Raw genomic sequence first — 19204 nt, 5'->3', positions numbered from 1 at the left:
CTCGAGGGAGAAAAATGGGCGGCGGATGAACGTCTGCATCCGCCGCCGAACTATGCCGTCTGAGTTATTCCTTCACCGCGCCCACGAACTGGGGTGCAACGAGCGAAGGCACGTCGGGCTTGCTGTCGATCAGGTTGCTCTTGAGCAGGAAGTCGGCCTGCTCGGCGGCCGTCTTGAACAAGGGGCCATCCGGAGCCGTGCCAAACTCGCGGACGTTATCGGCGAGCGAGTAGAGCTTGATGCCCGCGAGATTCTGCTCCATCTCTTCGGGGCTGATTTCCGCGCCCTTCGCCATGATCTCCACGGCTTCCTTGCGGTTGGTTTTGATGAAGGCGAGCGCCTTGTTCCAAGCCGCGATGACTTTCTGCACATCGGCAGGGCGCTTCTCGATCGTCTCGGCGCGGAAGACGAGAAGATCCGGGACCAGGCCTGGCGTGTCTGCAGTCGAGAATACGACGCGGCCTTTGCCGTCTTTCGAAGCTTGGCTGAGATAGGGCTCCCAGGTCACGGCGACGTCGACCGCACCGGCGAGGAACGCCGTGCCTGCGTCTTCCGCCGACATGTTGACCGAGGTGACATCCTCGAGTTTGAGACCTTCCTTCTCGAGCGCGCGCATCAGGATGAGCTGGCTGACGCCGCCGAGTTCATAGGCAACACGCTTGCCTTTGAAGTCTTTGATGCTCTCGATGCCGGTCTTGGCAACGATCCCGTCGGCGCCCGACGACTCGTCCGTGACGAGCACGATGCGGCCGGGTACGCCCTTCGATGCGGGGATGATGACGTCGGCAAGGATCATGTGCGTGGCGTCGAGCTGCTTGCCCGCGAAGGCAGACATGTCGTCGGCATGACGCTTGAATTTCACGATCTTGGCTTTGACGCCAACCTCATCGAAGTATCCCTTCTCTTCGACGATCCACCACGGCATCCAGCCCGGCCAGATGGTCACGCCAATCTGCAACGGCGCGTCATCGGCTTTAGCGGCCGGTGAACCCATCATGGCTGCAGCCATGGCTAGGGCCGCAAATACTTTCTTGATCAACTCGCAAGTCCTCCAGTGTTATCGAGAAATGAGACAGGTCAACGAGCTCGCAGCTCGTTCGCCGCGTGTGAGGCGCCCAGCAGATTGAAGATGATGTAGCAGGCGAGCCGCGCGGTGATGCCGGAGGGATCGTAGGCGGGGCAGAGCTCCACGATGTCGAAAATGGTGACGCCATGCCGGCCGAGCATGCGCGCTGCCGTGATGATCTCGCGTGAGGTCAGGCCGCCCGGTTCCGGTCCGCTTGTGCCAGGCGCATAAGCCGCGTCCACGCCATCCGTATCGAAGCTCACGTACAGCGCTTCGGTGCCGTTACCGGCGATGGCGATCGCTCTGTTCATGACCTCGACGATGCCGAGCTCGATGATATCGCGCATCGCGAAGACGGTGATGCCCTTCGACTTCACATACTCGAACTGCCGGCGCGTGTTGAGCGAGCCGCGAATGCCGATCATCACCATGTTCTTGGGATCGAGATTCGGCATCTCGGCGAGGCGGCAGGCTTCCGACCAGTTCGAGAAGCGCTCGCCGTCGACCTCTTCTTCGGCGTCCATATTGGCGTCGAAGACGATGTAGCCGATCTTGCCCGGCGTTGCTTCCGAGAGCGCCTGGCCGATGGGAATCGGAATGGAGTGATCGCCGCCGATAAAGATTCCCGTGGCGCCCGAGCGGATGATCTCGGAAGCGCCATGCTTCATGGCGGCCCGGCACTTCTCGGGGCTAGCCGGAACCATCGGCGCGTTGCCGCAATCGACGAGTTTGAACGTTTCCAGCAGATCGACGTCGTCGTCGAAGAAGTAGGAACCGTACTGGCGGGAAGCATCGCGCAAGCCGCGCGGACCATCGGCCGTTCCCGTCCGCCAGATGCCGCCCATGTCGTAGGGCATGCCGAGAAGGGCGGCCTTGGTGCCTCTCTCCCTTAAAAGCTTGGCGTCAGCTTCGACGAAAGGTGCGCCGAGAAAGGTGAAGGGAGGCGGGCTGCTCGTGAGTTTCATGAAGTGGGGATCCGATTATAGATCGTTGTGGTATTGGTCTGGCCTGCGGTCGCGCACGACCTGATTGTGATCGTTCCAGCGGCGCTTTCTTCGCGCGTCCGATACATTGACGCTGGCGAGGATGATCTCTTGTGTGTCGGGAGAGGCCGGTCCGCCGACGGGCCAGCCGGTGTAGCTGACGATCAGGCTCTGTCCGATGAAGGGCTGGCCGCGCTCCGTGCCAATGCGATTGGCGGCGGCCACATAGATCGAGTTCGTGTGGGCGGCTGCCATCGCGATAATGTTCGCCATGGCTTCGCGCTTGGGATCTTGCCCGGGGATCGGCACCCAGTTCGTCGGGATGCACACAATATCCGCGCCGCTGAGCGCGCAGGATCTATACGCTTCCGGAAACCACTGGTCGTAGCAGATCATAATGCCGACGCGGCCGAACGGCGTCGGGAAAACCGGAAAGCCGAGATCACCGGGCTCGAAGTAGAGGTTCTCGTCGCCCCAGAGATGCACCTTGCGGAACGTGCCGATATAGCCTTCAGGGCCGATCATTACCGCGGAGTTGAACAACTTCTCGCCGTCGCGCTCGGCAATGCCTGCCACGAGGTACAAACCGCGCTTCTTTGCGACGGCCGACCATGCCTCGACGGTCGGTCCATCCGGAATGCTTTCGGCTAATGCGAAAGCTTCAGCGCGTGAGTTGAAAACGTATCCGGTGCTGCAGAGCTCTGGAAGAACGATGAGCTCAGCGCCCTTGTCGGCGGCTTCTTCAATGAGGCGAACGATGCGTTCGACGTTGCCTGCCGTGTCGCCAAATTTTGGCTCCATCTGAATGCAAGCAATAGTGAGAGGGGTTTCGCCGGATCCCGCGGCCATGCTTCAACTCCACGTATCTCGTACGTGAAAAATGTTGAGCATAGTTCAACTCGACTCGCAACTTGGAAGTTGAGCGGTTTTCAACTCGTCGCAGGCGTGCGCGAATTCTAAACTTCGCGGTGCTCGAACTTCAGAATGTGGGAGGCGTGTTGATCCAGATGATCTTCGCGGTCTTGCGTCCTGGATTGCGATAGGAATGATCGATGCCAGACGAGAAAACGAAGCTGTCTCCCTCCTTCAGCCGGAAGGTGTCTTTGCCGATCGTCAAATCCAAACGGCCAGCCAGGATATAACCGATCTCCTCGCCCTCATGCGTGATTGAACCCACGCTGCCGTGGCCGGGCGGGACGATGTGGATATTTCCCTGCAGCTGGTGTCCGGCACCGTGCGGTACCAATCGCTCGAGAACGACACCCACGTCGGAGCCATTGGCGGCGGTGGTGATGACTGGTCTGCTATTGGCTTTCGAGACATGGACTATGCTTGCCGGAACATGGTCGCACAGGGCGCCGATATTGATGCCGAGGACTTGCACGATCCGATGCAGCGTCGAGAGCGAAGGCGAAGCCGCGCCGTGCTCAAACTTCGAGAGCAGGCTCTTTGAGCACCCGACCTGATCTGCGACCTCGCGCAAGAGCAGACCTTTTGCCTTTCGTGCAGTCTTTAGCCGCTGGCCAAGCTGGATTGGTTGACTGTTGGAACGTTGGCCTTTGGCCGCCATGCTGCGATCTCACCTTGAGCGGGAGGATTTTTTTGAATGGATTGATGCCTCCATTCGGCGGTTTTGTCTAATCTGTTGAGCATTCTGCGAAAAAACAAGGCACTGCCGGTGCGGCGAGCCGCGTGGCCACTCGTCGAAGGGAGTGCGATCGGCAACCCGGACGCCTTTGCGCATGCCGGATGACCGGCTGTTGCCGATCCTGCGTGCCGAGCAATTTCAGGTTCCCCATCCTCGCGGGCGGCGAGAACCCGATCCCAAACGGCAAGGCAATTGCGAATGACTAGCCGCAACATCGGATAGGGGGAACGGCAGTAGACGGTGCATGTTGAATGTGTGCCGTCACTTCCACGACGCCTGACGCCAGCTCCCGCAAACCGATATCGCGCGCGGGTACCTGAAGAGGCCGTCATGAACTTCGAGATCAGCGTACTGTTCCGCGCCATCCCTCTGGTGATGGGAGCGATTTGTCTCGCATTTGGTCTTTACATTTTGTACGGCGGGACCGGCGCCAACCACTTTGTGGCGGGTCACGTGAATATTGCGCTGACGGCGATCTGTTACGCACTCTTCACTACGGCGGCGACGATCATTCGTCAGCTCGTTCATCGTTACGGTGAGTTCTGGCGCTGGGCCCTGCCAACATCGGGCTACGTCGTTTCGCTTGCCGCGATCGCCTATGGCATCGCCCTGGTGGCTTCAAGTCATACGGGGGAACACATCGTCGCCGGACACATTGCAATCGGGGTCGGATTGATAGCGATGTGCGTAAGCACCGTCGCAACGGCATCCACCGTGTTCACGCTCATCAACGTCAGTGCTGGGCGAAAGCCCGAAGATGGGCCGCCCGATGGCGCGCATACGAAACGCGTGGCCCTGCAACTGATAGCCATTCCCGTGATCTGCGCGATCGTAGGATTCGTGCTGACGTATCGGCTTCTGATGCGAGGCGATCAGCCCGGCTACGTGGCGGGCCATGTGGTGTTCGGCCTCTCAGCAATCTGTCTCAGCCTGACGGCGCTCGTCGCAACCATCGTCCGCCAAATCCGCAACGAGTTCACGAAGGGCGAGCGTATGCTCTGGAGCTGGCTGGTCATCGTCATGGGCTCGATCAATATCCTGCTCGGCATCTATGTGCTGATCAGCAACGATCACGCCTATCGCCTCGCACCAGGCATCGTACTAATCGGACTGGGGCTAATCTGCTTCAGCATTCTGTCGAAGGCGCTGCTTCTGGCGCTCGTCTGGCGCCGAAGCTTTCCGCTGGCAAATCGCATTCCACTGTTGCCGGTTCTAACCGCTTTAACATGTCTGTTTGCTGCGGCTTTCCTGTTTGAAGCTTCCGACACCAACGCAGCATACTTCGTACCTTCCCGCGTCATGGTCGGACTTGGCGCAGTGTGCTTCACGCTGTTCTCGATCGTCTCGATCTTGGAAGCGGGCACGTCGGGCTCCGGCAGGTCGTGATGTGCGATGTAGAACCCATCACGTGAGCGCTGACCTTATAGCGCGCCGCAGTTCGGGGAGAACCTCCGCATCGAACCACGGATTTTGCGTCGCCCAGTGCCGCGAGCGCCATGAGGGATGCGGCAGCGAAAACATGCTCGGCAGATGGCCCTGAAAATCTCTCACCCGCTCGGTCATTTTTCCCCGGCCCAACGCGTGGACTTGGGCATACGAGCCGACCAGCAACGTCAGCCGCAAGTCGGGCATGAAGGCGAGCAGCCGGTCTCGCCACAGGGGAGCGCACTCGGTTCGCGGAGGAGCGTCGCCGCCGCCGTCTAGCCGTCCGGGATAACAAAAGCCCATCGGCAAAATCGCAAACTTGCTCGCGTCGTAGAACGCGTCGGCTGACACGCCCATCCATTCGCGAAGACGGGCACCCGACGCATCCGCGAAGGGAACGCCGCTTGCATGCACTTTCGTGCCGGGCGCTTGGCCCGCGATCAGCACGCGCGCAGTCGCCGAAACCTGGAGCACAGGGCGCGGGCCGAGCGGAAGAACGCCCGCACAGGCGCGGCAGGCGCGCACCTCGGCCAGGAGGGTATCAAGCTTCGTCAAACCTCAAATGACCTCAACTTAACTCTGTCTCCAACGGACTAGGCCGAAAACAAGATATTCGTGAGACAATTGAGGCTGTGCGAGCCTCAGAGCAATCCGCCGCAATCTGGGAAAGCCCATGGGCAAAATCCAGATCAAAAGGATATACGATCCGCCGCAGGCGTCCGATGGCTTTCGCGTGCTCGTCGACCGTCTATGGCCACGCGGCATCAGCAAGGAGCGCGCGGCCCTCGACCTCTGGATGAAGGATATAGCTCCCTCAGACGAGCTTCGCCGCTGGTTTGGGCATGATCCGGCCCGCTGGAAGGAATTCCAAACGCGTTACCGCGCGGAGCTGAAGGGCCATCAGACGGATCTTGCCGAACTGAGAGCGAAGACGCGCAAAGGCACAGTCACCCTTCTGTTTGGCGCGCGCGACCAGGACCACAACGAAGCCGTCGTGCTAGCGAAAATTCTCGCCGCATAAGGAAACTCCGGCGTCCAAACTAAGGAAGCGCGAAGACATACAATGACCCGCCCGCGGTGGTGTGCTCGGGTAGATCGCGCATCGCATTGGCGAAGCCGAGTGCCGCCGTACCGTCGCGGCCGTCGAGCGGTCCGGAGACGATTGCCCCTGCCCAGCCTCCAACACCGGAGAGCACGGCGACGTATTGCTTGCCATCCGGACCTGCCCACGTGGTCGGTTGGCCGATGATCCCTGAGCCGGTCTTGAACTTCCAAAGCTCCTTGCCAGTAGTGGCGTCGATGGCTTTGAACCAGCCTTCCATGGTGCCGTAGAACGCGACATTTCCGGCAGTCACGACAGTCCCGCTCCACACCGGAAAGTTTTCCTTGATGGTCCAGACTTCTTTGCCGGCCGTGATGTCCCACGCGCTGTATTCGCCGCGGTGGCCGCCGGGTCCCGCTTTCATGTGCACGTCCGCGCCGACGTAAGGCGTGCCGGCGATGTAGCCAACCTCCGTCTCAACGAGATCCATGCAGAGGTTGTTTTGCGGCATATAGAGGAGCCCTGTGTCGTGTGAAAACGCGGAGGGCTGCCAATCCTTCGCGCCCGGTGGAGCGGGGCAGATGTTGGTCACTTTTTTGTTGGTCTGCGGTCTCTTCTCTTCGTTGTAGAGAAGCTGGCCTGTCTTCAAGTCGACGCCATGCGAGCTGTTGACGAAATGAAACGCTTCGGCCGACAGCACCTCGCCGCTAGTGCGATCGATGACATAGACGTGTCCGTTGCGGTCCGGATGAACGAGTACTTTCCGCTGCTCGCCCTTCCACTCCAAGTCGATGAGAATGTTCTCGTTGACGCCGTCGTAATCGGAGACGTCGTGCGGGCTCAATTGGTAGAACCAGCGCGCCTGACCGGTATCGAGGTCGCGCGCGAAAATGCCGGCCGTCCACTTGTTGTCCCCTGGCCGCATCGATGAATTCCACGGCCCCGGATTCGACGTCCCGTAGTAGATGAGATTGAGTTCAGGATCGTAGCTGATCCAGCCCCAGACGGTGCCGCCGCCTTGCTCCCACATGCCGGCGGGCCAGGTCGTGACGCCGAGATCCTTGCCCTTCTCCTTTTCGTAAAAGGGCTTGTAGTCGTCGCCGATCAGAACCTCGGTATCGGGCCCGGTGCTATAGGCTTTCCACACCGTCTTGCCGGTCGCAACATCGAGCGCTTGCGCCCAGCCGCGTACGCCCATTTCGCCGCCGGAATTTCCGACGATGACTTTGTCCTTTGCCACGAGAGGCGCCATCGTGATCGTCTCGCCTCTGGAGATGTCGCCGAGCTGAGATCGCCAGAGCTCCTTTCCGCTCTCCGCTTCGAGTGCGATTGTCTGACCGTCCAGCGTATTGAAGAAAAGGCGCCCGTCGGCGTATGCGGCGCCGCGGTTGACGACATCGCAGCATGCCACGCCCTGTGAGGCCGCAAGCGGCTTCGGCTCGAACTTCCATTTGAGTGGCATTCCGGGCTTCGTCACGTCGAGCGCGTAAACCACGTTGGGGTAGGGCGTCACGAAGTAGAGCGTAGAGCCAACCAGAAGTGGCGCAGCCTCATGCCCCTTGTTGAGGCCGGTCGAGAAGCTGGAGACGACCTTCAGATCTTTGACGTTCTCGGCAGTGATTTGCTTGAGCTCACTGTAGCGCGTCAGTGCTGGATTTTTCCCAGGCGACGCCCACTCTGGGCCGGTCGTCGCGAAAGCGGGCGCTCGCGGCTTGCTGGTGCTCGAATTATGCGGCACGCCGCCCTGATCTTCGTCGGGAGGCGATGTTTGCTGTGCTTGCGAGGAACTGAGTGTGAGGCCGAGGGCAATTGCCGTCAATGCAGAAAGAAAGAAGGGGAGAGTAGAATGGCGCAGGGCCACCGGCGATCCTCCATGCGTCAGCTGCTCGAAACGCAATGCATGGCGATAGAAGAATGTTCCCGAACGGGAACGAATTTTTCATTCTGCACGTTAGTGCGAAAAAGGATCGATAACTGGAGTCCGGCGGGATGAAGCCTTGAGGAGACCCTTGCGGATATCTTCCAGTGCCCGTCCGTTGGCAGCCGCGCTTTCCGTATTTGCGCTTATCTGCGGTAGCCTTATCCTCGCGCGCGCCCTCGGCTACAGCTTTGCGTTAGGCGCGCTTTCCCAGCACATGTTCGATCACATTGCGCTGCTCGGCCTCGCCGCGCCAGCGAGCGCATGGGTGTTGCAACGCAATCTTCCGCCGGTGTCGGGCCGGATGCTGGCAGCAGCAGCTGCCATTCAGATCGCGCTGATTTGGATCTGGCACCTGCCTCCTGTGTTCGAGGCGGCCCAAGCCGATCTCATCGCGCATTTGGTCATGGTGGGCTCGCTCTTTGCGGCAGGCTTATTCTTTTGGTGCGCCGTTCTTGGAGTTGCGGCGCGTGCACGCTGGCAAGCGATCCTTGGCCTTCTCATCACGGGCAAGCTCTTCTGCCTGTTCGCAGCCATCCTGGTGTTCTCTCCGCGTCCGCTCTACGAGCTAGCGAACTCGCATGCTCATCACGGTGGACATGGCGCATACACCGCGCTCGCCGACCAGCAGCTGGCCGGGCTGATCATGATCGCGGTCTGCCCGCTCACCTATGTCGCCGCCGGCATTGCCATTGCTGTGCGGTGGATTTCGGCCCTTGAGCTGGCATACCCCGAAATCCCGAAGCGATCGGCTCTCGTGATTCCTCTTCTTCTGCTTCTGGCGGGCTGCAGTGATGTGCAGTCTGCGCTCCATCCCGCAAGCCTCGAATCCGCTGAAGTGACGCGCTTGTCGTGGACCCTCTTCGTTGGCGGCACGCTCATTTTTCTCATTGTGATGGGACTTCTCGTACTGGCCGCCCTCGGGAGCGAGAAGCTTCGAGGGCCACTTGGCAACAACCGCGCAATCGTATTGGGCGGCGTTGCCTTCCCGGTCGTCGTCCTGACGGCTCTGCTTGGCTATGGGCTCTGGATGGCTTGGTCCGAAAGCGCTGAGGCAAAGGCGGCGCAGGACATCACCGTCCAGGGCGAGCAGTGGTGGTGGCGCGTCACCTATAAGCAACCGGACGCGAGTGCGACCGCGCTCTCGAGCGCCAATGAGATCCGCATTGCCGCCGGCCGGCCGGTGCGGCTTCAGCTGACGTCGGCCGATGTCATCCATAGCTTCTGGGTTCCGGCGCTTGCGGGAAAGATCGATCTCATCCCCGGCCGCACGAATACCCTCACGTTCACGCCGACGAAGACGGGGACGTACCGCGGCCAATGCGCAGAGTATTGCGGCGGGCCACACGCGATGATGGCGCTTCGAGTCGTTGTTATGGAACCGGAAGCATACGACGAGTGGCTGAAAGCAGAACTTCGCCCGGCAGCCTCGCCGGCTGATGACCAGAAACTCGTTCGTGGACAAGAGGTCTTCAAGACCGCCTGCGTCGTCTGCCACGAAATCCGCGGAACCAACGCCCGCGGACGGCTCGGGCCTGACCTTACTCATCTCGCGAGCCGCGGCGCCCTCGCAGGTGAGGTGCTGCCGATGTCCGCAGAAAACATCGATCTGTGGCTGCGCGAAAACGATCGGCTCAAGCCCAACAATCGAATGCCCGAGTTTGGGCACCTCCCATCCGATGACCTCTCGGCGATCGTCGCCTACCTCGCGAGCTTGAAATAATGGCTGAAGAAGCAACGTCCGCCGTCGCGTCGAGCGGCTATCCCAATAAGCTGCCGCGTCCGCCGGGCGAACTCGAGGCGCTTCAGAAGGCATGGGAGGCGCCGCGAGGATGGCGTTCGCTCACCGACATCAACAACACGCGCGTGGGCGTCTGGTATGTCGGCACGGCCTTTGTTTTCTTTCTGCTCGGCGGGATTCTCGCGCTTCTGATGCGCCTTCAGCTCGCCGTGCCGAGCAACACCTTCCTTTCGCAGGAGGCATACAACCAGATCTTCACGATGCACGGCTCGGTGATGATGTTCCTGTTCGCCGTGCCCGTGGTGGAAGCATTGGGCGTACTGCTGCTGCCGCAAATGCTGGGCGCGCGCGATCTTCCATTTCCCCGGCTCACGGCGTTCGCTTACTGGGCCTACGCGATCGGCGGCACCGCTTTCTTCCTGTCCTTGTTTCTGGACTTGGCGCCGTCGGGCGGCTGGTTCATGTATCCGCCGCTAACCAACTCCGAGTTCTCGCCCGGTTATGGCGCCGACTTTTGGCTTCTCGGCATCGGCTTCATTGAAATCTCGGCCATCGCCGGTGCGATCGAGATCATCATCGGAGTTCTGCGCACACGCGCGGCAGGCATGGCCCTCTCGCGCATGCCGATCTTTGCGTGGAGCATGCTAGTCCTTGCCGGCATCGTCATGGTGGCGTTTCCCTCGCTCATTCTCGCCACGATGATGCTCGAATTGGAACGCGCGTTCGGCTGGCCCTTCTTCAATTCAACGCGTGGCGGCGATCCGTTGCTCTGGCAGCATCTGTTCTGGTTCTTCGGACACCCCGAGGTCTACATCATCTTCCTGCCCGCAGCAGGCGCCGTCTCGATGATCTTGCCGACCATGGCTGGCGTGCCGCTCGTCGGCTACAGCTTGATCGTCATCGCTCTCGTCGCCACGGGCTTCTTCAGCTTTGGCCTGTGGGTGCATCATATGTTCGCCACGGGGCTGCCGGCTCTTTCGCAAAGCTTCTTCTCGGCGGCGAGCATGGCTGTTTCTCTTCCGAGCGGCATCCAGGTGTTCTCATGGATCGCCACGATCGCGGCGGGGAGGCTCAAGCTCACAGTGGCCTCGCTCTTCATACTCGGCTTCATCTTCATTTTCGTACTCGGCGGCCTGACCGGCGTGATGGTTGCCATGGTGCCGTTCGATCAGCAGGTTCACGACACCTACTTCGTCGTGGCGCATTTCCATTACGTGCTCATAGGCGGCATGGTTTTTCCGCTGTTCGCCTCGATCTATTACTGGACGCCGGTGTTCAGTAGGCATCAGCTCTCCGAGAAGCTCGGCAAATGGGCTTTCGGTCTCATGTTCATCGGCTTCAACGTCGCATTCTTTCCGATGCACCTGACCGGCCTCATGGGCATGCCGCGGCGCGTGTACACCTATCCTGCGGAAGTCGGCTGGGGCACGCTCAACATGATCTCGACAGTGGGCTCCGTGGCGGTCGCAGCTGGCGTCCTGCTTGTCTGTTACGATCTCCTACGCCGCTACCGGATCACATCCAAAGAAACGATCGGCAACATCTGGAATGCCGGAACACTCGAGTGGCTTCCGAACGACACGTACGGCAGCCGCTCCACGCCGATTGTCACCAGCCGCTATCCGCTGTGGAACGATCCGAAGTTGGCGCAAGACGTGGAGGCGGGACGCTACTATCTGCCGGGTAACCCAACCGGCGGACGCGAAACGCTTGCCACCTCCGCGATCGACGGCGAGCCCGAATTCGTCATGCGCTTGCCCAAGCCGGGCTGGCCGCATGTGCTCGCGGCAGTGTTCGTCGCCTTCATGTTTCTCTCGCTGACCGTCAGCCTAATTATCCCAGCAGCAATCTTCGCGGCGCTCGCGGTGAGCTCCATTCTCGTCTGGCTGTGGGATACGGATCCGGGACCAGACAAAGGCCTGGTTGAGATCGCGGACGGCGTGCGCTTGCCGACCTACAACACGGGACCGCAATCGATCTCCTGGTGGGCGATGGTGCTGCTGATGGTCGTCGGCGCGGCCCTCTACCTCGCGTACGTTTTTTCCTATTTCTATCTCTGGACCGTCTCTCCCCAGGTTTGGCCCAACCCGAAGTTCAGGGAAATCTCGCACGTAGGATGGGCGATCGCGGCTGGCGTTTTGCTCGTGGCGAGCGGCGTATTCATTCACCTAGCGCGTCATCTTCTGCCGGAGCCCGGCGCGCGGCAGATCGGTTTCCCCGCCATGGTCGCGGCCGCGGCAGCTCTCCTCGTCGGTTCCCTCGCAGTGGACTTCAAATCTCAGCTCGACGCTGGGCTCATGCCGAGTAGGGATAGCTATTCCGCCATGACCTATCTGGCGATCGCATTGCAGGGGCTTTTGGTTCTAACGCTCGTGATCGGCGCCGGCTTTGTGATTGCGCGCTACGTCGCCGGTAAGCTCGATGCGGCGCGTCGTCTCTCGATGCAGACCCTGTATTTGCTTTGGGTCTATGCGGTCGGCCAGGGCTTGTTCGGCCTACTGCTTACGCGCGGGTTCCCACGGCTGGTGGGAGAATGAGTATGCAAAACCGGCGATCGCGCCATGTCTGGGAGTTCGTTGAAACGTTGCTCGGGCCAATCATCTATCTTGGCTTTTTCGGGCTGTCATATTTCGTCGCCACGCTTGGCTGTGTGTTGTCGCGCGGGAATGAGCCGATGATCGCCGATCCTCAAACCACGGTGAGGATCGCGGTGCTCGTGTTGACGTTCCTCGCTCTTGCGATGATCGCTCGCCTCACGAAGAACGGCGTCCGCCTCCTAAGCCAAGGACGTGACGATCGCGAGGACACGTTCCTTGGGATGCTGACGCTGGCGCTCGCCGCCCTGTCCGCACTCGCAATCATTTGGACAGCGCTGCCTGTCGCAACGGTGCAGCAGTCCTGCTAGGGAATTCACGAAGCGTGCAAGCGTGACACAACGCGAAGTCTTCGGCCTCGCGCACTTGCGCGGACACAAGCACAGCAAAACTCTCACCCGGAAAAATCTTGCGAGCAGGCGGCACACCGGAGGCAAGTTGCGCGCATGTCTTCCCCGCGTTGACTGTACGGATGTTATAATATACGCAACTCGGGTCGTTCTTGGGGGGAGATCTGAGTGGAATGAAGAAGCGTGTTTGCATCACGACAGCAGTTGTTCCCCTAGTTTTTTTGAGCCCGGCTTTTGCGCAGGAATCGACGCTAGGAGCGCCAAGCTCTCACGCAAATGGCCTGTCCGAGTCTCAATCCGCTGCGGTGGACCTTCCGCCAGTGGTCGTCACGGCGCCCAAGAAAAAGAAGCATCCGGCCAAGACGCCCGTGTCGAAGAGGAACGCGGAAGTGCAGCCGGTGCCGGGGGCGCAAGAACCGGCGAACTCGCCCGAAGCAGGGAACTCACAAGACGATTCGCAATTCTTCGGTGAGAAGGTATTGCCGCCTCCCGGCACGCTCATCACGCCTCAGCGTGGTCTCAATGCTACGACCAAGACGACGGCTGCGAACATCACCCCAAACCACGGTGCGACCATCACGGACACCCTGGCTCAGCAGCCGGGCGTCGCCGGATCCGCGTTTGCCCCCGGGGCCAACCGGCCGATCATTCGTGGTCTCGACGGCAATCGCATACGCATCCAGGAAAACGGGATTTCCGCAGGCGCCGTCTCCGACATCAGCGAGGATCACGCATTCCCGGTAGATCCCTACAGCGCCGATAGCGTGACGGTTACGCGAGGAACTGCAACCCTACGCTATGGATCGCAAGCAATCGGCGGCGTTGTGAGCGCAGAAAATCAGCGCATTCCTACTTATCTTCCAACGAACGGATTGAGTGGCGAGATCGTCGGCGGATTGAGTTCGGTCGACGATGGCCGCGATGGTGCGTTCAAGGTGACCGCGGGATCTCGCGGATTTGCCATTCATGCTGACGGCTTCAACCGCAAAGCAAATGACTACCTGACGCCTGAGGGCACGCAGGCGAATTCCTTCGTCGACAGTCATGGCGGATCGGTCGGCGGATCGCTCATTTGGCACAATGGCTTCTTCGGCGTCAGTTACACGCGTTTCGACAGTCTCTATGGCATCCCCGGTATAGAATCCGCGGAAGAGCAAACGCGCATCGATATGTGGCAAGATAAAATTAGCGCCAAGGGTGAGTGGCGCGCACCCGAAATCGGCCTAGCAGCAGTCAAAGCCTGGTTCGGTTGGGATAACTATGCCCACAACGAACTCGCGTTCGAGGCGGAAGAAAATGTCGATGCTGTAGGCTCGCGCTTCACCAACAAATATACGGAAGGCCGGATCGAAGCCGCATCTATTCCGGTGGCGACGCACCTCGGCGCGCTCACCACCACGGCGGGAATTCAAGTCAGCAACCGCAAGCTCGCGGGCACAAGCTTCGAAGGCGACAGTCTGCTCGAGCCCAACACCACGGACGTTGTCGGCGGCTATCTCTTGGAAGAGTTGCGCGTCACGGATGCGTGGCGCCTCCAGGCGGGATTTCGCATCGAGCATAATAGCGTTCACGGGACGATGTACGACAGCATCGTCGACCCATCATTCTCCGCCGTTGTAGCTCAACATAGATCATTCGATCCGAAGAGCGCGAGCGTAGGCGTGCTTTACGATCTGCCTCTCGGTGTGACCGCGCGTGTGACCGGGCAGTATGGAGAGCGAGCTCCCGCCGCGCAGGAACTCTTCTCCAAAGGTGCTCACGAAGCGACCGCCACTTTCGAAATCGGCAATCCCGATCTCGGCCTCGAAAAGGCGAAGTCCATTGAACTTGGCTTCAGCAAGACGGCGGGGCGATGGCGTTTCGATACGTCCGCATACTACACGAAGTACGATGGCTTTATTTTCCGGGATCTCACCGGCGAGACGTGCGGCGATACCATTGATACGTGCGGCAAGGGTGATCCCGATAACGAGCTAGATGAGGCCATCTTCAATCAGCGCGACGCGACGTTCTATGGAGTGGAACTCGCAACCGAATACGACGTCGCGCGTGTGTTTAGAGGTGTTTGGGGTCTGTCCGGCCAATATGACTTCGTGCACGCACGGTTTTCGAATGGTGAGTACGTGCCGAGAATGCCGCCGCATCGGCTCGGCGCCGGCCTTTACTACCGAGACGACGCTTGGCAGGCCAAGGTCTCATCTCTGTTTGCGTTCAATCAGGACGAGACCGCGCCCAACGAGACATCGACGCCGGGCTACACCTTGCTCAATGCGGAGCTGAGTTACACGATGACGCTGGTCGCGCACGGTGGGATCGTTCCCACCTTCAAAATTGGTGTCAAAGGCGAGAACCTTTTGAACGAGGACGTGCGTCTCAGCACCTCGTTCAAGAAAGACGAAGTTCTGCAGCCGGGTGCGAACGTTCGCTTGTTTGGAAGTCTAGCGTTCTAAGAACGTTGGACGCTTCGCGGCGGAGCTTCGACTGGTCGGAAAAGCTGCGAGGCACTGCCGAGTAATCAAATTTCCGGCGAGCGTTACGAAGCCGACTTCTCGGCGCGAAGCGCGAGTTCGCTGCACTTCTCACAGAGGCCATGAAGCTCGATCATGGCGCCAGCGACGGCAAAGCCACTTTTTCGGGAGCAGGCGTCGACGATCGAGCCGATGTCGGGAGCCGAAATTTCGTTTACGTCGCCGCAGTGATCGCAGATCGTGAACGCGGACCGCCCATGATGATTTCGGTGATTGCAGTGGCACGCAATGAAAGCGTTCAGCGAAGCGATCTTGTGGACGAGCCGGTCAGCGATGAGCTCATCCAGCGCGCGATAGATCGTCGGCGGCGCGAACAACTGAACTTGCGAAAGGCTCGCTTGAAGATCATAGGCGCCCAACGGACGGCGCTCCTTCCGCAAGGCCTCGAGAACGAGTTCAGCAGGCCTGACCTTCCCGCTCTTCGCTCCGCGAGGGGCAGATTTCCTGCTCGTCTTGCGCACAAATTCTCTCCGCGGGGCGGTCAACTGGAGGGCCCAAAATGTATCGAATAATGAACGCGCAGGTTATGATATCGCGCCTTTTTGTCAAGTTTGGCGCGCCTGACGAGGGGCTATCCGGTGCACACGAAATGACGACGGCTGCTGGACTGGCTGCCGCATGGGGGCTCTCCAGGATCTGCTGAGAAGAGGGACAACTGCGCGCCGTGCTTTAACGTGCCGCGTGCTAGAATTCCTACAACTGCCACGATTCTCTCACACGCTGAGATAGTCCCAGCATCGGGCAAAGATCACAGGAGTGGAATGAAGGGGCCGCGAACCAGGTTTGGACTGCTTTGGCTGTCGCTCGTCGCTTTGAACGTGCAGCTTGCCGTCGCAGTTCTCCATCACCATCCGGAGCACGCGACAAGCTACGCGGCGCAAACGGTGGCGGCGGAGCAATGCGCGGCGTCCAGTGGGCATCCCTGTGATGGCGATCACAAGCAAAAACACGCCGGGTGCCTCCTGTGCTGGGCGGCCGCCACGTCGGCAACATCCCTAACACCTCCGCTCATTGAGCTTCACCCGCCGCCAACCGTCCTCACCGCATGGCTTGGCGACTTCACCGGACCGGCCGTGACACACATGGCCCGCGAATGTGTTCGAGCCCGAGGACCTCCCGTCGAAGTGGCTACCTGAGCACGGGCTTGAACCCCGCCAACGCCGGTTGGCGCAAGTTCTCAACTGCTCCCCCATCCATCACTGCGCGCGCGATGAGCGCTCGCCCTTCGTCTCGCACCGCCACGCCGGTTTGCACGTGACGAGCAACGCAGCACTGGTTTGATCTTGGAGAAACCCATGTTGAAAATTTTCACGGGTCTCGCATTCGCAGCCTTCACTCTGACGACCGCGGCGCTGGCGGACGACACCAAGCGCCGCGAGCTTGGCGCGCATGCGCATGGCCAGGGCACCCTCGACATCGCGGTCGAGGGAAATACAATCCAAATGGAACTGGTCGCACCGGGTGTGGATATTGTCGGCTTCGAGCACGAGGCCGCGACGATGGAGCAAACGGCTTTGGTCGAGAAAGCCAAGGCGAAGCTCACGGACGTTCTTGCGCTCTTCAAACTGCCGGCGGCGGCCAACTGCGAAGCGAACGCTGCAAACGTCGAAACCCGTGACGACGAACATCAGTCCGGCGCGAAAGACGACCATGACCACGATCACGAGTCTGAAGCGGCAAAGCCCAGTCACGGTCATGCCGAGTTTCACGCAACCTGGACAATCTCCTGCAAGGCTCCCGAAAGTCTGACCGGCCTCGAAACCGCGTACTTCGAAAACTTCTCGGGCGCGCAGCTTTTGAACGTCAACGTCACGACGTCCAAGGGCCAAACGCAGGCGCAGATGACACGAGATAAGCCGAGGCTCGATCTCGCAGGTGTGATGTAGGCGATGACTGACCTTGCGATCGCTCCCGTCGAAACACGCGGGCAGGGCCATCCTCGTAACGACGCGGTGTCATTCGCCGGCGTCGTCTACACGTGGCCCGGCGCCTCGCCGTTCACGATCAGGATCAGCGAATTCTCGCTCGCGCGCGGCGAAAAGCTGCTCATGCTCGGCCCATCTGGAAGCGGCAAGAGCACTTTCTTGAGCCTGCTCGCAGGGATCCTCACGCCTGACAGCGGGCGCATCGATGTGCTGGGCCACGACCTGGCCAAGTTGAGCCGAGCGGCGCGAGATCGCTTTCGCGTGGAGTACTTCGGCATCATTTTCCAGATGTTCAACCTGCTTCCGTACGCATCGCTCATCGACAACGTTCTCTTGCCCGTGCGCTTTTCCAAGTCGCGGCGCGATCGCGCGCTTACCGAAGGCTCCCTGCATGACGTGGCGTTCCGGCTTCTTGCAGCTCTGGGGTTGGAGACGAACGTCATCGCGTCTGCAACGACGGCGAGCTTGAGCGTCGGTCAACAGCAGCGCGTTGCCGCCGCGCGCGCTCTGATCGGCGCGCCGCAAATCATCGTCGCCGACGAGCCGACCTCGGCGCTCGACCGCAATGCAGAGAAAGGCTTCCTGGAGCTTCTCTTTGCACAAAGCGCGGCGGCCGGCGCGAGCGTGATCATGGTCAGTCACGATGAGGAACTGGCGCACTATTTCGACCGGGTCGTACGGCTCGAGGACATTGCCGTTGCAACCCGGGACACGCCGCGATGATGATCTTCCGCCTCGCCATCCAATCGTTACTCAACCGGAAGATCACGGCATTACTGACGGTGCTCACCATATCCGTCAGCGTCATGTTGCTGCTCGGCGTGGAAAAGGTGCGCACCGGCGCGCGCCAAAGCTTCGCCGATACGATTTCGGGAACGGATCTGATCGTCGGCGCAAGAAGCGGCAGTCTAAATCTCTTGCTCTATTCGATATTCCGCATTGGCAATGCCACGAACAACGTGACGTGGAAGAGCTATCAGGACATCGCCAGGCAGCCCGACGTGGCCTGGGCCGTGCCGCTGTCCCTTGGCGATAGCCATCACGGTTTTCGCGTGCTCGGCACCACGGCCGATTATTTCACGCACTACAAGTTCCGGCGTGGGCAGAGCATTACGTTCGCAACGGGAGAGCCGTTCGCGGATCTCTTCGACGCGGTCATCGGCGCTGATGTCGCGCAAGCACTTGGCTATAAGCTCGGCGACAGGATCGTCATCGGCCATGGCGTTGGCTCAATCTCCTTCGTGGAGCACGAGAATAAACCGTTCCGGGTTTCCGGCGTTCTTGCGAAGACTGGGACGCCCATCGACAGAACGGTGCATGTGAGCCTCGAAGCCATCGAAGCCATCCACATCGATTGGCAGAACGGCGCGCCGGTGCCCGGCGAGAGTGTCTCTGCCGATGATGTGCGGAAGATGGATCTGACGCCGCGCGCGATTACGGGCGCCATGGTCGGTTTGAAATCCAAGCTCGCGACCTTCAAAGTGCAGCGTGCGATTAACGACTACCAGGCAGAGCCGCTCTCCGCGATCATGCCCGGCGTGGCCCTGCAGGAGCTTTGGAATCTGGTCGGCACGGCAGAGACCGCGCTCTCGGCGGTCTCCGCGATGGTCGTCGTAACCGCGCTTCTCGGCATGGTGACGATGATCCTCACCACCTTGAACGAACGCCGCCGGGAGATGGCAATTCTGCGCACCGTAGGGGCGACACCGGCGACGGTGCTCAGCCTGTTGGCAGCCGAAGGCGGGCTGTTGTCGCTCGCCGGCGTCGTCATCGGAACGCTAGGTCTTTATGCCGCCCTTTATCTCGCCCGGCCATTCATTGATCACACCTACGGCCTAAGCCTGACGATCGGCGCTCTGCAAGCCAGCGAGTGGATCAAGCTGACATTGATTGTCTTAGCCGGTTTCATCGCTGGCCTGTTGCCGGCCATTCGAGCTTACCGCCTGTCGCTTGCCGACGGCATGCTGGTGAGGACCTGACCGTG

16 protein-coding genes are annotated in these 19204 nt (G+C 60.3%); 9 read left to right on the top strand and 7 right to left on the bottom strand.

Annotated features, from left to right (window positions below; translation table 11 throughout):
* Positions 1–64: 64 nt before the first annotated feature.
* The 4 genes from VFG26_RS07640 to VFG26_RS07625 form a co-directional block, all read right to left on the bottom strand.
* Positions 65–1039: an ABC transporter substrate-binding protein gene (locus VFG26_RS07640; protein WP_325023900.1), complete on the bottom strand. Its 975-nt coding sequence runs from the start codon at positions 1037–1039 to the stop codon at positions 65–67.
* A gap of 38 nt (positions 1040–1077) precedes the next feature.
* Positions 1078–2031, bottom strand: a complete 954-nt coding sequence (locus tag VFG26_RS07635; RefSeq protein ID WP_325023898.1) for an agmatinase family protein — start codon at positions 2029–2031, stop codon at positions 1078–1080.
* Between the two features lie 15 nt (positions 2032–2046).
* The gene (locus VFG26_RS07630) at positions 2047–2898 is read right to left on the bottom strand and encodes a nitrilase family protein (RefSeq protein WP_325023896.1); all 852 of its coding nucleotides are present in this window, start codon (positions 2896–2898) and stop codon (positions 2047–2049) included.
* A 130-nt stretch (positions 2899–3028) separates the two neighbouring features.
* Positions 3029–3619, bottom strand: a complete 591-nt coding sequence (locus VFG26_RS07625; RefSeq protein ID WP_325023894.1) for a cupin domain-containing protein — start codon at positions 3617–3619, stop codon at positions 3029–3031.
* Between the two features lie 408 nt (positions 3620–4027).
* Here VFG26_RS07625 and VFG26_RS07620 point away from each other — a divergent pair, with 408 nt between their 5' ends.
* The gene (locus tag VFG26_RS07620; RefSeq protein WP_325023892.1) at positions 4028–5083 is read left to right on the top strand and encodes a DUF2776 family protein; all 1056 of its coding nucleotides are present in this window, start codon (positions 4028–4030) and stop codon (positions 5081–5083) included.
* Between the two features lie 18 nt (positions 5084–5101).
* On the opposite strand, the gene VFG26_RS07615 is transcribed toward VFG26_RS07620, so the two are convergent.
* Positions 5102–5677 carry a uracil-DNA glycosylase family protein gene (locus VFG26_RS07615; protein WP_325023890.1) on the bottom strand — a complete coding sequence of 192 codons (576 nt, stop codon included), beginning with the start codon at positions 5675–5677 and terminating at the stop codon, positions 5102–5104.
* Positions 5678–5795: 118 nt separating this feature from the next.
* Between VFG26_RS07615 and VFG26_RS07610 the strand changes: the two genes are divergently transcribed.
* Positions 5796–6143: a DUF488 domain-containing protein gene (locus VFG26_RS07610; protein WP_325023888.1), complete on the top strand. Its 348-nt coding sequence runs from the start codon at positions 5796–5798 to the stop codon at positions 6141–6143.
* A 19-nt stretch (positions 6144–6162) separates the two neighbouring features.
* Here the strand turns inward: VFG26_RS07610 and VFG26_RS07605 are convergent, their stop codons facing one another.
* Positions 6163–8019, bottom strand: a complete 1857-nt coding sequence (locus VFG26_RS07605; RefSeq protein WP_414653268.1) for a methanol/ethanol family PQQ-dependent dehydrogenase — start codon at positions 8017–8019, stop codon at positions 6163–6165.
* A gap of 154 nt (positions 8020–8173) precedes the next feature.
* Here VFG26_RS07605 and coxB point away from each other — a divergent pair, with 154 nt between their 5' ends.
* From coxB to VFG26_RS07585, 4 genes are all read left to right on the top strand, one after another.
* A complete protein-coding gene (gene coxB / locus VFG26_RS07600; RefSeq protein WP_325023883.1) occupies positions 8174–9805 on the top strand; it encodes a cytochrome c oxidase subunit II in 1632 nt (543 codons plus the stop codon).
* A complete protein-coding gene (gene ctaD, locus VFG26_RS07595) occupies positions 9805–12360 on the top strand; it encodes a cytochrome c oxidase subunit I (protein WP_325023881.1) in 2556 nt (851 codons plus the stop codon). The genes coxB and ctaD overlap by 1 nt, the downstream gene beginning before the upstream one ends.
* A 2-nt stretch (positions 12361–12362) precedes the next feature.
* Positions 12363–12728 carry a hypothetical protein gene (locus VFG26_RS07590; RefSeq protein ID WP_325023879.1) on the top strand — a complete coding sequence of 122 codons (366 nt, stop codon included), beginning with the start codon at positions 12363–12365 and terminating at the stop codon, positions 12726–12728.
* Between the two features lie 344 nt (positions 12729–13072).
* The gene (locus VFG26_RS07585) at positions 13073–15217 is read left to right on the top strand and encodes a TonB-dependent receptor (RefSeq protein WP_325023877.1); all 2145 of its coding nucleotides are present in this window, start codon (positions 13073–13075) and stop codon (positions 15215–15217) included.
* 83 nt (positions 15218–15300) lie between these two features.
* Here the strand turns inward: VFG26_RS07585 and VFG26_RS07580 are convergent, their stop codons facing one another.
* A complete protein-coding gene (locus VFG26_RS07580; RefSeq protein WP_325023875.1) occupies positions 15301–15756 on the bottom strand; it encodes a Fur family transcriptional regulator in 456 nt (151 codons plus the stop codon).
* A gap of 834 nt (positions 15757–16590) precedes the next feature.
* Between VFG26_RS07580 and VFG26_RS07575 the strand changes: the two genes are divergently transcribed.
* The 3 genes from VFG26_RS07575 to VFG26_RS07565 are packed head-to-tail and all read left to right on the top strand — an operon-like array spanning position 16591 to position 19199.
* Positions 16591–17181, top strand: coding sequence for a DUF2796 domain-containing protein (locus VFG26_RS07575; protein WP_325023874.1), 591 nt, complete (start codon positions 16591–16593; stop codon positions 17179–17181).
* 3 nt (positions 17182–17184) lie between these two features.
* Positions 17185–17943, top strand: a complete 759-nt coding sequence (locus tag VFG26_RS07570; protein ID WP_325023872.1) for an ABC transporter ATP-binding protein — start codon at positions 17185–17187, stop codon at positions 17941–17943.
* Positions 17940–19199, top strand: coding sequence for an ABC transporter permease (locus tag VFG26_RS07565; RefSeq protein WP_325023870.1), 1260 nt, complete (start codon positions 17940–17942; stop codon positions 19197–19199). The genes VFG26_RS07570 and VFG26_RS07565 overlap by 4 nt, the downstream gene beginning before the upstream one ends.
* Positions 19200–19204 lie beyond the last annotated feature (5 nt).

Origin of the sequence: Hyphomicrobium sp. (assembly GCF_035687085.1) — a bacterium.
In the GTDB taxonomy this organism is placed as follows: domain Bacteria; phylum Pseudomonadota; class Alphaproteobacteria; order Rhizobiales; family Hyphomicrobiaceae; genus Hyphomicrobium_B.
The sequence above is the reverse complement of the archived record's forward strand: the minus strand, read 5'-3'. Positions and strand labels throughout refer to the sequence as shown.

Excerpts from the sequence above, each read along its gene's own strand:
- VFG26_RS07635 (WP_325023898.1), bottom strand. The coding sequence starts at position 2,031 with ATGAAACTCACGAGCAGCCCGCCTCCCTTCACCTTTCTCGGCGCACCT.
- VFG26_RS07630 (WP_325023896.1), bottom strand. The coding sequence starts at position 2,898 with ATGGCCGCGGGATCCGGCGAAACCCCTCTCACTATTGCTTGCATTCAG.
- VFG26_RS07625 (WP_325023894.1), bottom strand. The coding sequence starts at position 3,619 with ATGGCGGCCAAAGGCCAACGTTCCAACAGTCAACCAATCCAGCTTGGC.
- VFG26_RS07620 (WP_325023892.1), top strand. The coding sequence starts at position 4,028 with ATGAACTTCGAGATCAGCGTACTGTTCCGCGCCATCCCTCTGGTGATG.
- VFG26_RS07610 (WP_325023888.1), top strand. The coding sequence starts at position 5,796 with ATGGGCAAAATCCAGATCAAAAGGATATACGATCCGCCGCAGGCGTCC.
- ctaD (WP_325023881.1), top strand. The coding sequence starts at position 9,805 with ATGGCTGAAGAAGCAACGTCCGCCGTCGCGTCGAGCGGCTATCCCAAT.
- VFG26_RS07590 (WP_325023879.1), top strand. The coding sequence starts at position 12,363 with ATGCAAAACCGGCGATCGCGCCATGTCTGGGAGTTCGTTGAAACGTTG.
- VFG26_RS07575 (WP_325023874.1), top strand. The coding sequence starts at position 16,591 with ATGTTGAAAATTTTCACGGGTCTCGCATTCGCAGCCTTCACTCTGACG.
- VFG26_RS07570 (WP_325023872.1), top strand. The coding sequence starts at position 17,185 with ATGACTGACCTTGCGATCGCTCCCGTCGAAACACGCGGGCAGGGCCAT.
- VFG26_RS07565 (WP_325023870.1), top strand. The coding sequence starts at position 17,940 with ATGATGATCTTCCGCCTCGCCATCCAATCGTTACTCAACCGGAAGATC.